We start from the raw sequence: 12,208 nt of genomic DNA on the forward strand, positions 1-12,208 counted from the left end.
GACACGCAGGTCGGACGATCACCCACGCCCGTAACCAACTCGCTGACGCACAACGAAACTCACCACGGACACATCAGTCGATCGGTGGATTTAGGTTTAGAGTGCCAGGTTATGGTCTCGCACGGGCAGTGCCGGCGGTAGGTCGGTATCCGTGTCCCGTGGAGCCAGGCCATCCAGCATCAGCTCCAGATACCTCCGCCACCCATCGCTTCCAGGCTCGAACGACGGTAATGTGCCCACAAGCATCAGCATGAGCCGTGGGGTGTCCTCTGGAACAAGGTCCGCGCGGATTACTCCCGCTGCCTGCCCGCGCTTGATGAACGTAGACACGGGTTCCCAGACCTTGTGTGCCAAGTCCATCGTCATCATTCCGATGTTGGATGCGACCGCGATGGTGATCCGTTCCCGTGCCGCGAGCGCCAGGGCTGTGTCCAGCACCAGGCGCAGCGCCTTCCGCGGATCGGGCTCTTCCCGCGCGCGCTCCATGGCCGGAGTGAGCGCCTGGGTGATCCGTTGGTCCAGGACAGCCCTGACCAACTCCTCCCTACTGGGGAACCGGCGGTATACCGTGGCGATCCCAACGCCCGCCTCTGCGGCGATCTCATCCATGGGCACGTCGACGCCGCCCCGGCCGAACACGACGTGCGCGGCCTCGACGATCCGCCGGTAATTACGGGCGGCGTCGGCTCTGAGGTTCTGCTCAGGCATTTGAGGAACTCTACCCACCCTATGACTGGTTGATGTTGCGGGTTCGCCCGCGCTGGTCTGCCGATCACCTTGACCTCGGCTATTCCTAGTGTACCTTACGTGGCACATCGCCTTTCGCGGACAATATGAAGTGGCTCAACGGGATTGGTAGCCGGGCGCTACGCACCGGATCTCCAGTCGCGGCAACACCGGCGGCAGGTTGCGCTTGCCGAAACATATCCGTCAAAATTGAACCGTCCTCGGTTTGGTGACGGGCGAGCTCTCCCAGTATCGGTTGCTGCTGGGCAACGGTGATTCCGCGCGACTCGGGCCGTGTCCTCTCACTCCCTCGGTTCGGCAGGTGCCAACGCACGAGAGACTCACCCTCGCAGACCGCCTCGGGTGGCAGTCGCGGATGATCTGCGGTCGACCTGACACCCGGTGGTGATCGCGCATGGTGTGCGACTCACCCGGGCATTCCGCGGCCGGCGGTGTGAAGGAACCAGTTATGGGGGTTTATGGTCGCCAGATCCCGAATCGGTTTCCGGGTGGGCCGAAAAGGTGGGCGAACTCGATGCGCCGTTGTCGGTCAGAGGGATCGCGACGGTCGCGCCGAGTCGCAGCGAGTGGTCGAGCGCGGTCTGGACGTTCTGAACATGCACGGAGAAGAGCCCAGTTGGCTGCGCTCATGTCGGTGGTGTCCCACACCGCCGCGCGCCTGGTCGACCATGCGGTAGGGGTGGACCGGTGCGATCTGCCGGTCGAACAGCGTGCCGTAGAAGGCTTTGGACGCTTCGGGGTCGGGTGAGCCGATCTCGAAGTAGTCGACCTTGTTCGTCACCGTGCCCTCTCCTCGATCGAATCGATGGGTGGTGAACTGGACGCTACTGAGTACGAGGACCGTGACGCGGCGTAATCACCCGCGATCGGGGTGTTAGGTGGCCGACTCGATCCGCGCCTCGGTACACCCCGGTAGGTGATCGACTGACAGACGGAGAAGACGGTTCCTGCACTCGATGGGGTCTAGCCGATACCGCACCGGACGTGGAACACTCGCCAGTATGAAGGTCACACAGCGACCTGACCCGCCAACCGGCATCCGACGGGCGTTGTTCCGCGCGCCGATTCATCTCTACCGCTGGCATCTCGGTGTTCTCCTCGGTGGCCGGTTCCTGCTGCTCGAACACGTCGGGCGCCAGTCGGGTAAATCCCGTCAAGTGGTGCTCGAGGTGGTCAACCACGACGCCATCGACGACGGATATGTTGTTGCGGTCGGCTTCGGACCCAGGACCGACTGGTACCGAAATCTGCGGGCGCAGCCAAACGGGACGATCCAGGTGGGACGTCGGCGACTACCCGTCGTAGCCGAGTTCCTGGACCCTGACGCCGGAGCGGAGTTCATGGCCCACTATGGGGCAGAACATCCCAAGGCCGGTGTTCGACTCGCCAAGGTCTTGGGCTTCGAGGTGGATGGCAGTGCCGCCGATTTTCGGGAAGCGGGCCGTGAGATCCGGTTCGTGCGGTTGCGGACTCGCAGGTGAGCATCCAGGCGAGCGAACTGCCTGTTACCGGTGCGATCTGGGCGTTGCGCATGATCGCGCGGTGCGACTGAAAGCGCCTTGAACTGCGGTCGGTGCCGTCGGCCTCGATACCGGCCGCCGGTCGAAACAGGGCCGCGCAAACCCGCTACACCCATCGGTCATCGGCACTCACCTCACCGGATACCGAACTGGTTTCACTGCTTGTTCATTTCAGCGAGTTTTCTGTGCGGTGGGTAGGCCACGCCGGTGCGTCTGGCCGAAAGTGATGGAGTATCAACCGGGTTCGTCCGGCCTGCCTGTGGGACCGAACCGCTCACTCGGTGCTGCCGGTTCCCACATGAACGCAGGCTGAAGCTCTTTCGGCGCGTCGCCCATGGTGGCCGACAACCGCCGCCGGCGCCGGCGGTCGGCCGCTGCCCGGTCAGGATCGGGCGGCGGAGCGGATTAGAAGGCGTATGGGCCGAATCGCCCCCAGGCGACGACAGCGGCCAGCGCCAGCAGGATCACGTTCATGACGATGACCTGGTTTTCCTTGCGGCGGGCATGGGTGATTGCCGCGCCGATCATCAGCAGCACCAGCCCGACCGCGGCCAGGGGCACGAGCACCGGAACGATGCCGAGCGCGGCGGGCAGGATCAGGCCGACGGCGGCCAGGACCTCCACGACGCCGATCAGCTTGATCGTCGCCGGCGAGAAGCCCTCGGCCCAGGCCATGTTCGGGTTGGCGGCCAGTTTGTCCTTGGGTTGGGCCAGTTTCATCGCTCCGGCGGCGAGGAAGGTCAGTGCGAGCAGGGAGGCGATGATCCACAGGGCGATATTCATGATGGGTGTTCCTTCTGGTGTATACGGACGGCCGGTTGAGTCATTGCCGGCCTCGGGGGCGGTCGCCGTGATCGCAACCATTTGCTGCGCGATCCCTCGGTGCTGGTCATCTTCGAAGCTCCCTTGGCGGACCTCGACCCTGCATCGGTGGCTTGTAGCTTGCCCCGATGCATGTTCGGTCGGAGATCTCGGGCGATCGCGCGGCCATTGTGTCGATAGATCCCAACGTAGGCCCATTAAGATGACATGTCAACTACATGCGGAATCGGGCCAATCAGTTTTCTTGGCAGGGGTTCTCGCTAATAGTTGACAGGTCAACAGCATTGAGTAGGCTCGTCCTCATGGTGCGCGACATCACATGGCTCGACGAGCGCGAGGGCGCCGCATGGCGCGGCTTCCTTTCCATGCAATCTCGGCTGCTGACGCACCTCGGCCGCGACCTGCAACGCCGCACCGGGCTGTCCGAGGCGGACTACGCGGTGCTGGTGGAATTGAGTGAGACGCCGGGAGACCGGCTTCGAATCGGCGAGCTGGGCGAGCGGCTGAACTGGGAGAAGAGCCGGCTGTCCAAGCAGATCGGCCGGATGACGATCCGTGGCCAGGTCATCCGGGAGGAGTGTCCCGGCGACGCCCGAGGAACCTTCGTCGTGCTCACCGAGACGGGCCGCGACGCGGTGGCCGTCGCCGCCCCGCTTCATGTCGAGCAGGTGCGGACATTGTTCGTCGACGTACTGACTCCCGACCAACTCGACGCCCTGGTAGCCATCTCCTCGGCGGTGGTCGACCGGCTCGCGCAACCCGACGTCGATGACACTGCCTGCGAACAGGCGAGAACGTAAGCCGAATGGTGCCGGCTCCATACCGCCCGAGGGGAAACAGTGCGGCAGTCGCTGCGCGCCGAGCCGAATGATCACATTGGGCCGCAACGGGTTCCGTTGTTCGAGGAGGAATCGCGGCTGCCGTTCCGGCGGTGTCCGGGTCGCCATCGAGAAAGGCTGCTCATCACGGGCTGACTCGAACCCTTACTTCGACCGGGATACCCGGGAGTCCCCGGCGGCCCCGTCCGATCAGGCCGCGGTGTTCCCCTTGGCTGGCCGTCGTCGGCGGCCGATGAAGACCGTCCACACCGTGCTCGCGCGCGTAGGCGATCAGCTGACGCGGCGCCCGCTCGATGTGCTTCACCATGAGTTCGACGGCATCGTCGGCTTTGCGAGTGATCGCAAGCTCCTGGAGACGCCGATGCACCTCGGCAATGTCCCGATGATGATCGTCAGCAGCCAATGCCACCGCCGGTACAGTTCGGCACCCTCATGCAGAGACTGAGCGATCGCCTCGGGCCGAGCATTGTTGCACCCGGCCAACAAGGCCCGATGGAGCGCACTTCAGTCCTCGTTGACGGTGTCGTCATCGTCGGTAACCGGCGTCCGAGACAAAATATGCTGTGCCACAGGTACTTCGGTCTCCAAATGAATATCACCGCGCGCGATCGTAAGGCGCAACGCCACCGATTCGATCTGCACACGGCTCTCGGTGAGTTCGACGATGTCCTCAACCGACAGTTGGCCGGGTCGTGCAGCGGGTGATGACCCGCAAGTACCTCGAGGCGGTGGCCGAGGGCGCGCGGAACGCTGGCTAACTGCGACCGCCATCCCGGAAGGCGGCGATCGCCAAACTGAGGGCAATCGCGTCCTCGGCGAGGGCCGCTTGCCAGTCCGGCATGTGTCCACCTGCCCACTGTCGCCAGCGGTAGCCGCCGAAGGAGCCTGCCGCCGCCCCCAATGCCCCCGTGACCGCGGCTGACGCTCGGCCCGCCCGCTCGCGCTTCGCCAGGACGAACGCGCCGGTCCCACCCGCGGCGAGCCGAACGGCCAGACCGGGCGGTGACAATCGGGACGGTGTCTGTGGCAGTTTGTCCGCGATGAACTCGGGCACGACCAGCGCCGCCGCGGCCGCCGCATTCCCGAAGGTCGGCTTACCACGACTGCGCGTGAGGAGGGCACCGGCTGGACCCACCGTACTGCGCAGGCCACACGCCAAACCGATGGCGGCGAAGTGAAGGGCTTGCATCCGAACGGTGCGGGAGTCCACGGCGTTCATGTCGACCTTTCCAAGCGATCGCGGCTCGCGCGGCTGCGCGCTCAGAGCAGCATCCCCCGGCGCGTGGATCGGCAAACCTGTAACTGGTCCGGACGGTGGGCCGCTGCGTCGTATTCTCGTGGTCGGCCCGGACCGGACGGAACCTTCGGAGTCCGCCCGACTGATCCGAGGTGGCCGACCCCTGACAGAGCTGGAGCCGCCGGAATGATGCCCGTACGTCTACGCGACAGCGTGATTCCGAAGCACGAGCAAGCTAACCCCAAAGCTGACCCGGAAGCCCCGCCACATCGGGGAGGACATTCGACGCCTGAGGGCCGATCACCCAACCATCCGCGCACGCTCTCGCTGTCTTCCCGCGAAATCTCGCGCGCGGATACCCAATCGGTGCGCGGATGTGTCTGACCCAGCCTCAGGCCTCCAGCAACCCCTTCAACCTTCGCAGATCGGACTTCACGGCCTCGGCCTCGCCCGCGAATTCTTCAGCGGTCATCACTTCACGCCGCCGGATGGTCGGGGTCGCTGGCGTAGGCGTACACGTCGGCGACGGTCCGAGCGATGAACACGCTGACGTGGGTTGATTCGGTGCTCACGACTCCCAACATACCCGCTGGACCTTAACGATGATTGAGGAAAATCGGACCCCCGATCGCGGCGATATGCTCGATGTCCGAAACCTTCAATGCGGTCTGTCGGCGGTCGTTAGCGTTCTCGGTATGACGCAACATCCAGTGCCATCGAATTGGTCGTCCACGACCTGCCCGTGTCGCTCGCGTTTCACCGGCGGTTCGGGCTCGACATCCCTGCCGACGCCGATCAGATGCCCCACGTCGAATTCGAGTTTCCCGGTGGGGTCCGCCTGCTGTGGGATACATCGAGACCATCTGCTCGTTCACACCCGACTGGGCCGAACCCACCGGCGGGCATCGCGTCTCACTCGCCTTCGACTGCGGAACCGCGGGTGACGTCAACCGACTGTTCGGCGAGATCACCGGCGCCGACTACTTGCACCAACTCCAAAGCGCGTGCATCGCCGAGAATTTTTCATCGGGACGATCCTCCTCATCCGTGGGCGCCTCGAGGTCGGGCTCCCGGCCGACCACGCCCTGAGCTTGTCGCCGGCCCGAGCCTGCAGCGCACTGCGCGAGGATATGGCGGCACGCACCAGGGTCGGATACGCACTCAAGACCTTGCTAGCAGACACCGAGACGGCAAGGCAGGCATTGGAATTCGCCTCGGTCCTGGCTCAGACATCCACAGCGCCCCTGGTCTTGCAGATCCCGGCACCCACGGTCTGGTTGGCCACCACACACGAAGCGTGTGGCGCGGGCACGGCCGGAGACATCGATGTCGACGACGCGGAAAACATGTCGGTGTACGTCGCCGACTGGCTACGCGGATTAGCGAACCTGCCCATCGTCGCCCTACTGCTCGCCGCGAGCTGGCCGGCCTCCACGTACCTGAAACGGTCCTGACCCGTTGGCGGCACTCGCTGTAGGAGCCCGCGCAGGACAACTTGATCCATTGAGCCAGTATCGTAGTCAGGCTGGGGCCAAGCCCCAATGGAGTCAGGCCGCGTCCAGTCGGGCCAGCTCGTCGGCGGAGAGCTTCAGATCGGCCGCGGCAACCGAATCGCGGATGGTCTCCGGGCGCGACGAGCCTGGAATCGGGATTGCGACAGGTGATGTGGCGAGGATCCAGGCCAGGCACACCTGTTGCGCACTCACCCCGTGCGCCTGCGCCACGTCCGCGAACACGGCGAACCGTGAGCCCAGCTCACCGGCGCGCGAGATCCCGCCGAGCGGGCTCCACGTCAGGAACGTGATCCCCAATTCCGTGCACAGCTTCATCTCCGGTTCGCTGGAGCGGAACGCCGGCGAGAACTGGTTCTGCACACTTACCAGCCGCCAACCGAGGATATCGTTGGCTTGCCGGATCCGGGCCGGGTCGGCGTTCGAGATGCCCGCGAACCGGATCTTGCCCGCGTCCAGCAGGTCTCGGATCGCCCCGACCGAGTCCGCGTAGGGGATCGTCGGGTCGGGCCGGTGGAATTGGTAGAGCCCGATGGCCTCGACGCCGAGTCGCTTGAGCGACTCCTCGCAGGCCTTCTTCAGGTACTCGGGCGAACCGTTCAGGGTCCAGGAGCCGTCTCCGGGGCGTAGGTGACCGCCCTTCGTCGCGATCAGCACGTCGGATGTGTCGCCGCCGTAGGTAGCCACGGCGCGGGCGATCAGGGTCTCGTTGTGGCCGACCTCGTTCGCGTCCCGGTGGTAGGCGTCCGCGGTGTCGATCAGCGTCACGCCTTCGTCCAGTGCGGCGTGGATGGTGGCGATCGAACCCTGCTCGTCGGGGCGGCCCTCGATCGACATCGGCATCCCGCCGAGACCGATCGCGCCGACCTGGATGTCGCCAATGCTGCGCATCTGCATGTGAGTTCCTCCTCGGAGTTCCATTCGTACGCGTTCAGCGTCCACGCCAGTCACTGCGCTGTCCAACAGAAGAAGCTGATCGCTTTCAGCAGCTCTGGCGATCAATCGTGGAGTATGGCGGCGCGCGAGCCAATTCGACGACACGCGCGCCCCCGTTACGGGATGGGCCTGACGTCGTCGCGGGCGAGCAGTGCTGTGGCGGCGGCGCTGGGGTGCCTGCCGGTCCCCGTGGCAACGGCGATGTGCCAGGTGGGCGGCGCCGCGAGGGGAATGAACCGGGCCGCGGTCTTTTTGTGGCTGAACACCTCGGGGACGACGGCGACACCGAGGCCGTACCCGACGAGGTCGAGCAGCCAGTGCACATCGTTGACTTCGAACGCGACCCGCCGTTCGACGTGTGCTGCTGCCATCGCCTGGTCCACGACGTCGCGGGTCACCCAGCCGGGGTAGAAGTCGACGAACGTCTCCTCGCGTAGCTCCCGGAGGTCGACGGCGTCGCGATCGCGCAGCGGGTGGGTGGGACCGCAGGCGATCATCATGGGCTCCGCCGCGAGCGGTGTGAGCGTCACGCCGGATGCGGCGCCCTCGTCGAAGGGCTTGGATACGAATGCGAGGTCGAGGTCGCCGGCACGGACACGCTCGATCAGATCGGTCGAGCCGCCCTGCCGGAGCCGGAGCTCCACCCCGGGGTGGGAGGCGTGAAATCGGGCCAGGATCGCGGGAAGGTTCACCGCGCCGAGGCATTGCAAGGTACCCACCGCCAGGGTGCCGCGCAGCAGCCCCTGCACCGCGGCGACGGCGTCCTTGGCGGCGCTGACGTTCGCCAGGGTGTGACGGGCCTCGGTCAGCAGCGCGTGCCCCTCGTCGGTCAGGTGCACGTTGCGGGTGTTGCGCACGAACAGGCGTGCGCCGAGCTCCCGTTCGAGCGAGCGGATCGACGCAGACAGGCCGGACTGCGCCACGTGCATCCGGGCGGCCGCGCGGGTGAAATGGCGTTCCTCCGCGACCGCCACGAAATACTCGAGTTGGCGTAGCTCCACGATCAATCACCACTCCACGTGCCGAGCAACTGGGCCGCATTCGGCGGTGCACTCCGAAGCGCGAACACCGATCTGCCCAACGGCTGGAGTAGGCGGTGGCTCGGTGTCGTTCCCATCCGGGCAATGCACCGACCTGAAACCGCGCCTCGCGTATCGCTTCCCGCTGCACCCTGCCGACCTGTATGTGCGCGGTGGGTCCCGTACGCCAATTTCAACGCAGCGTCTCCCCGGATTGCGTTGCAGAGAACCATGATTGAATGGCGATTCCGCTGCGCGGATGGGTGGACGGCGTGGAGCATTCGACTGCCGATCACGAGGACAAGCTCTGGTGCATGACGGGACAAACCTCACCAATCGCGGGTGCCGGGGCCATGTGTCGTTCTCAGGCAGCCGCGGATGCAGGATCGCTTGATGCGGTGAGGCTCGCGTGGCAGGCAGCAATCAGTCGAGTCGTTGCAGGGCTGCTGCCGTCGCCGCAACGCGGACAGCGCATGGTCACCGTGCGGGCGATCTCGTCGACGATGACCGTCAACGGCGCAGAGCACCTGCGACACCAGCGATGTCGGGTGACCGAGTTGACGTGAGCCGGCGAGGCGGCGCACTGGTGGATCCACCGCCGATGCACAGGACAGGTGATCCGATCATCTGGTGACAGGAGGAGAAACTCCTCGGCGACGTCTTCACGCCGAAGCCGCGCAGCGAGTGACACACTGCCGTGGTGGTGGTGCACTCCGGGTTGGAAGGACTGCTCGCAACGGGTCCCTTGCCCCGGCGCGGTGTCCGTGGTTGCGGACATTATGCGGTCACCTCCACGAGATCGAACCGGGCGTGCAGTTCCGCCCACGTGACACGGCGTCGGCCATTGGGGCTGCGGTAGCCGCTGCCCCGGTCGGGTAGCCAGGTGCGCATCAGATCGTCGCGCACGACGGGCCGGTCGGCGGGCTCGCCCGTGTTACTCAAGGCGGCGACGAGCCAGACCCGCGCTGCGGTGACAATCGGATGGGCGGAACCCGCGCCTGCACTGTTCTTGTTCTTCGTGATAGTCATGGCGGTCGGCCCTTCCACGTTCCGGCTAGCTGTTCCACAGTGCGGCGGTAGAAGCCGGGGCGAACTCGCTGGGGGTGCCCGGCCAGTTACGCAATGATTGTGTGTCTCTATGGTGTGCCCGACCTGATGTGACGAGCGTCTCATTTTTCTACACGGCGTGGCGGAGAGCTCGTGCACGCCTCACCCCCGGCGGCGCTTCACGGCCGTGCGTGCTCGAGGCTTTGCCCGACGGCAACATCTTGCGGCGCAACGGCGTTCTGCGGCCGGGTCAGCGCGGAGAAAGTGAAACCGGGATCCGGGTGTCAGAGGTCGATGCCGAACTCGTTAATCTTGCGGTAGATCGTGGCACGCGAGATACCGAGGGCCGTTGCGGCTGCCTTCTTGTTGCGGTGGTTCTCCTCGAGGCTGCGGACGATGGCGTCGCGTTCGAGGGCCTCGATCTGGGTGAGGGTGTGCCGGCTGAGGGCCCGACACGTTGGTGGTAGCTGATCGACCGCGACGATCCCGGAGCGTTGCCGTTGCACCACCTCGTGGAGGATCTGTCGCAGCTGTTCGACGTTGCCGGGCCAGTTGTATTTGCACAGTTGCCGCATGGCCGGGGGGGAGAGGGACAGCTCGTCGCCGCGACTGAGCTGGCGGAGCAGAAGTGGCACGAGGTCGTGGAGGTCCTCGATCCGGTGACGCAGTGCGGGGACGGACACGGTCTGGCCGAAGAGGGGCAGGATCAACGCGCCGACGGTGGTGTCGTGGTCGGTGTTGCTCCCGATGGTGGCACCGGCCCATCCGGCGTGCTCACGCCCTTGGAGGAGCTCGGCGATGGCGGTCAGCTGGGGTTCGGTGAGCAGGTCGAGGTCGCGGATGATGATGCTGAAATGTTCCTGGTCGAGTTCGTGCTCGAGGGCTGCGAGTGCCGCTGAGCGGTTCCGAAAGTCCTTGGTGGTGAAGATCCGCGGCTGAGAATTCGGATCGTATTGCTCGGCGGCAGCTTTGAGTGTGGCGCATCGGCCGGTACCCTGCTCGCCCGAGACGACGACCCACTGTCGTTCACGCACACAGCGGGCGATCTGTTCGCAGCTGCGGCGCCACGACGAGCTGGTTCCCGCGATGCCGGGCAATGCGATCGCGTTGCGCCGGACCGGGGAGCTCGGCACGGCGGAGGTATCGAGGAGATGCACGTGAAAGAGGGCCGCCTCGCCCCGCGGGCCGGAAGAAAAGTCGTCCGTGCAGGAGAGGCGGACAGTTCGTCCGCTCGGAAGGACGGTGACGAGGCTGTGTGCGGCCGTCAGGTGTGTCGAGTCGACGGCGTACTCGAGTAGCGCGGCCTGGTCCTGGGTGTCCAGCGCCCGTCGCAGTCGCTGGTTCATCAGGACAACATCGTCGCCGAGGGCGAGGACCCCGGCCTGCGGTAGCCGGCGGCAGACCCTCAGGTACGCGTTGAGCAGGGCGGTCTGCGCTGCACTGGACTGTTCGAGTAACCGGCCTTCGATCTGGTTCGTGGCGGATTTCGCCAGCGTGGCGAGCAAGGGGCCGCCGTCCTCCACCCAGCCGGTGAGGTCGAGCGCACCGACGAGGGTGCCGGATATCGGGTGAATGATCGGGACCCCCGCGCACGCGAGGTGTTCGAGACAATCGGCGTAGTGTTCGGGTCCGGTCACCAGCGTGGGTTTGCGAGTTTCGAGTGCGGTGCCGATTCCGTTGGTTCCGGCGAATTCCTCGGAGTAGCTGTAGCCCGGTGCCAGCTGGACGTTGTCGAGGGCTCGGTTGAGGCGGTTGCTGGTGGAGATCCTGGTCAGTACCACCCCGTCGGCCGACGTCAGGATGACGCCCACGGGTTCGTCGGCCAGTCCGTCTGCCAATTGTTGGAGCACCGGGGCGGCCGCCGATACGAGGGGGCTGTCCAGATTCGGTTCGCGCACGAAGGGAGGGTCGAGCCGATCGGCTCGCACCTTGAGCAGCTCGGACCGTCGCCATGACATCGAAATACTCTCCCGCACAGAGTGATCCAGATCATGTTCGGTCAGGAAACGCTCACGCGCCTCATGCGTGTCCTTGGTCGTCATGATCGGTTTACGCCTTGCCTTTCCAGCTACTTCGCAGTCGGCATGTCCGCCTACTCCGCAGTCGAGATTACGCCGTCTCAACGTGATACAGGTCTCATTTTGAGACGCCGTGGGGTCTGCGGACAGGCGACGAACAGCCGATGCCGTTGATGATGGCGCCGGCGATGACGGTCAGGGGAGCGTAGGGTCGTTCACCGCGGTTCCGCTGCGTGAGAGATGAGGGTGCGGCGGTTCCGCGCCGGTCCGCATCTCTCATGAGCGAACGCCGGTGAGGGCCTCGATTACCAGGGCAAGATCTCTTTGGGTCAACACGCCGGGTTCGGGGCGTGTTGCGTGTGCCGGTTGATTGCCATTTCCGGTCTGACGGTGCCTGGCGGTCACACTCGTCTCTTTGATGTCTTCGGCGCCACCACCGCCGGGCAGCGCCCAGAGGACGCCGCGCTCCAGCACGTCGTTATCGACTTGGTCGGACATGGCTCTCCTTCTGC

Annotated in this window: 15 protein-coding genes; 4 read left to right on the top strand and 11 right to left on the bottom strand. The window is 65.4% G+C overall.

The genetic code is table 11. From position 1 onward, the window contains the following. Positions 1-96: 96 nt before the first annotated feature. Entirely contained in the window at positions 97-708 is a 612-nt protein-coding gene (locus ACFWAY_RS43050; RefSeq protein ID WP_378514794.1) for a TetR/AcrR family transcriptional regulator, read from the bottom strand. 568 nt (positions 709-1,276) lie between these two features. Further along, positions 1,277-1,528 (bottom strand): VOC family protein, encoded by a 252-nt coding sequence (locus tag ACFWAY_RS43055; protein ID WP_378514795.1) that lies wholly within the window; start codon positions 1,526-1,528, stop codon positions 1,277-1,279. A 220-nt stretch (positions 1,529-1,748) separates the two neighbouring features. On the opposite strand from ACFWAY_RS43055, the gene ACFWAY_RS43060 reads away from it, so the two are divergent. Next, positions 1,749-2,228, top strand: a complete 480-nt coding sequence (locus tag ACFWAY_RS43060; protein WP_378472840.1) for a nitroreductase family deazaflavin-dependent oxidoreductase — start codon at positions 1,749-1,751, stop codon at positions 2,226-2,228. A 444-nt stretch (positions 2,229-2,672) separates the two neighbouring features. On the opposite strand, the gene ACFWAY_RS43065 is transcribed toward ACFWAY_RS43060, so the two are convergent. Further along, positions 2,673-3,050 carry a DoxX family protein gene (locus tag ACFWAY_RS43065; protein ID WP_378472841.1) on the bottom strand — a complete coding sequence of 126 codons (378 nt, stop codon included), beginning with the start codon at positions 3,048-3,050 and terminating at the stop codon, positions 2,673-2,675. Positions 3,051-3,391: 341 nt separating this feature from the next. On the opposite strand from ACFWAY_RS43065, the gene ACFWAY_RS43070 reads away from it, so the two are divergent. Further along, entirely contained in the window at positions 3,392-3,889 is a 498-nt protein-coding gene (locus ACFWAY_RS43070; protein WP_378514796.1) for a MarR family winged helix-turn-helix transcriptional regulator, read from the top strand. Positions 3,890-4,052: 163 nt separating this feature from the next. On the opposite strand, the gene ACFWAY_RS43075 is transcribed toward ACFWAY_RS43070, so the two are convergent. The 3 genes from ACFWAY_RS43075 to ACFWAY_RS43085 form a co-directional block, all read right to left on the bottom strand. Beyond that, positions 4,053-4,337, bottom strand: a complete 285-nt coding sequence (locus ACFWAY_RS43075; RefSeq protein ID WP_378514797.1) for a hypothetical protein — start codon at positions 4,335-4,337, stop codon at positions 4,053-4,055. A 95-nt stretch (positions 4,338-4,432) separates the two neighbouring features. Further along, the gene (locus ACFWAY_RS43080; RefSeq protein WP_378472844.1) at positions 4,433-4,570 is read right to left on the bottom strand and encodes a hypothetical protein; all 138 of its coding nucleotides are present in this window, start codon (positions 4,568-4,570) and stop codon (positions 4,433-4,435) included. Positions 4,571-4,682: 112 nt separating this feature from the next. Beyond that, on the bottom strand, positions 4,683-5,147 hold the full coding sequence (locus ACFWAY_RS43085) for a hypothetical protein (protein WP_378514798.1): 465 nt from the start codon (positions 5,145-5,147) through the stop codon (positions 4,683-4,685). Positions 5,148-6,169: 1,022 nt separating this feature from the next. On the opposite strand from ACFWAY_RS43085, the gene ACFWAY_RS43090 reads away from it, so the two are divergent. Then, on the top strand, positions 6,170-6,619 hold the full coding sequence (locus ACFWAY_RS43090) for a hypothetical protein (protein WP_378514799.1): 450 nt from the start codon (positions 6,170-6,172) through the stop codon (positions 6,617-6,619). A gap of 93 nt (positions 6,620-6,712) precedes the next feature. On the opposite strand, the gene ACFWAY_RS43095 is transcribed toward ACFWAY_RS43090, so the two are convergent. Continuing rightward, entirely contained in the window at positions 6,713-7,573 is an 861-nt protein-coding gene (locus tag ACFWAY_RS43095) for an aldo/keto reductase (protein WP_378514800.1), read from the bottom strand. A 155-nt stretch (positions 7,574-7,728) separates the two neighbouring features. Beyond that, complete coding sequence (locus tag ACFWAY_RS43100; RefSeq protein ID WP_378514801.1) at positions 7,729-8,613, bottom strand: LysR family transcriptional regulator; 885 nt, start codon at positions 8,611-8,613, stop codon at positions 7,729-7,731. Between the two features lie 257 nt (positions 8,614-8,870). Here ACFWAY_RS43100 and ACFWAY_RS43105 point away from each other — a divergent pair, with 257 nt between their 5' ends. Next, complete coding sequence (locus ACFWAY_RS43105; protein WP_378514802.1) at positions 8,871-9,197, top strand: hypothetical protein; 327 nt, start codon at positions 8,871-8,873, stop codon at positions 9,195-9,197. 211 nt (positions 9,198-9,408) lie between these two features. Here ACFWAY_RS43105 and ACFWAY_RS43110 read toward each other — a convergent pair whose 3' ends face one another. From ACFWAY_RS43110 to ACFWAY_RS43120, 3 genes are all read right to left on the bottom strand, one after another. Beyond that, complete coding sequence (locus ACFWAY_RS43110) at positions 9,409-9,660, bottom strand: hypothetical protein (RefSeq protein WP_378514803.1); 252 nt, start codon at positions 9,658-9,660, stop codon at positions 9,409-9,411. Positions 9,661-9,962: 302 nt separating this feature from the next. Further along, positions 9,963-11,720, bottom strand: a complete 1,758-nt coding sequence (locus ACFWAY_RS43115) for a sigma-54-dependent Fis family transcriptional regulator (protein ID WP_378514804.1) — start codon at positions 11,718-11,720, stop codon at positions 9,963-9,965. Between the two features lie 252 nt (positions 11,721-11,972). Then, on the bottom strand, positions 11,973-12,194 hold the full coding sequence (locus ACFWAY_RS43120) for a hypothetical protein (RefSeq protein ID WP_378514805.1): 222 nt from the start codon (positions 12,192-12,194) through the stop codon (positions 11,973-11,975). Positions 12,195-12,208 lie beyond the last annotated feature (14 nt).

Source organism: Rhodococcus sp. NPDC059968, assembly GCF_042738615.1.
GTDB lineage: Bacteria > Actinomycetota > Actinomycetes > Mycobacteriales > Mycobacteriaceae > Rhodococcus_F.

What these genes read in the sequence shown, in the direction of transcription:
- ACFWAY_RS43050 (WP_378514794.1), bottom strand. Translation starts at nt 708, where the DNA reads ATGCCTGAGCAGAACCTCAGAGCCGACGCCGCCCGTAATTACCGGCGG.
- ACFWAY_RS43060 (WP_378472840.1), top strand. Translation starts at nt 1,749, where the DNA reads ATGAAGGTCACACAGCGACCTGACCCGCCAACCGGCATCCGACGGGCG.
- ACFWAY_RS43065 (WP_378472841.1), bottom strand. Translation starts at nt 3,050, where the DNA reads ATGAATATCGCCCTGTGGATCATCGCCTCCCTGCTCGCACTGACCTTC.
- ACFWAY_RS43070 (WP_378514796.1), top strand. Translation starts at nt 3,392, where the DNA reads ATGGTGCGCGACATCACATGGCTCGACGAGCGCGAGGGCGCCGCATGG.
- ACFWAY_RS43085 (WP_378514798.1), bottom strand. Translation starts at nt 5,147, where the DNA reads ATGAACGCCGTGGACTCCCGCACCGTTCGGATGCAAGCCCTTCACTTC.
- ACFWAY_RS43095 (WP_378514800.1), bottom strand. Translation starts at nt 7,573, where the DNA reads ATGCAGATGCGCAGCATTGGCGACATCCAGGTCGGCGCGATCGGTCTC.
- ACFWAY_RS43105 (WP_378514802.1), top strand. Translation starts at nt 8,871, where the DNA reads ATGGCGATTCCGCTGCGCGGATGGGTGGACGGCGTGGAGCATTCGACT.
- ACFWAY_RS43110 (WP_378514803.1), bottom strand. Translation starts at nt 9,660, where the DNA reads ATGACTATCACGAAGAACAAGAACAGTGCAGGCGCGGGTTCCGCCCAT.
- ACFWAY_RS43115 (WP_378514804.1), bottom strand. Translation starts at nt 11,720, where the DNA reads ATGACGACCAAGGACACGCATGAGGCGCGTGAGCGTTTCCTGACCGAA.
- ACFWAY_RS43120 (WP_378514805.1), bottom strand. Translation starts at nt 12,194, where the DNA reads ATGTCCGACCAAGTCGATAACGACGTGCTGGAGCGCGGCGTCCTCTGG.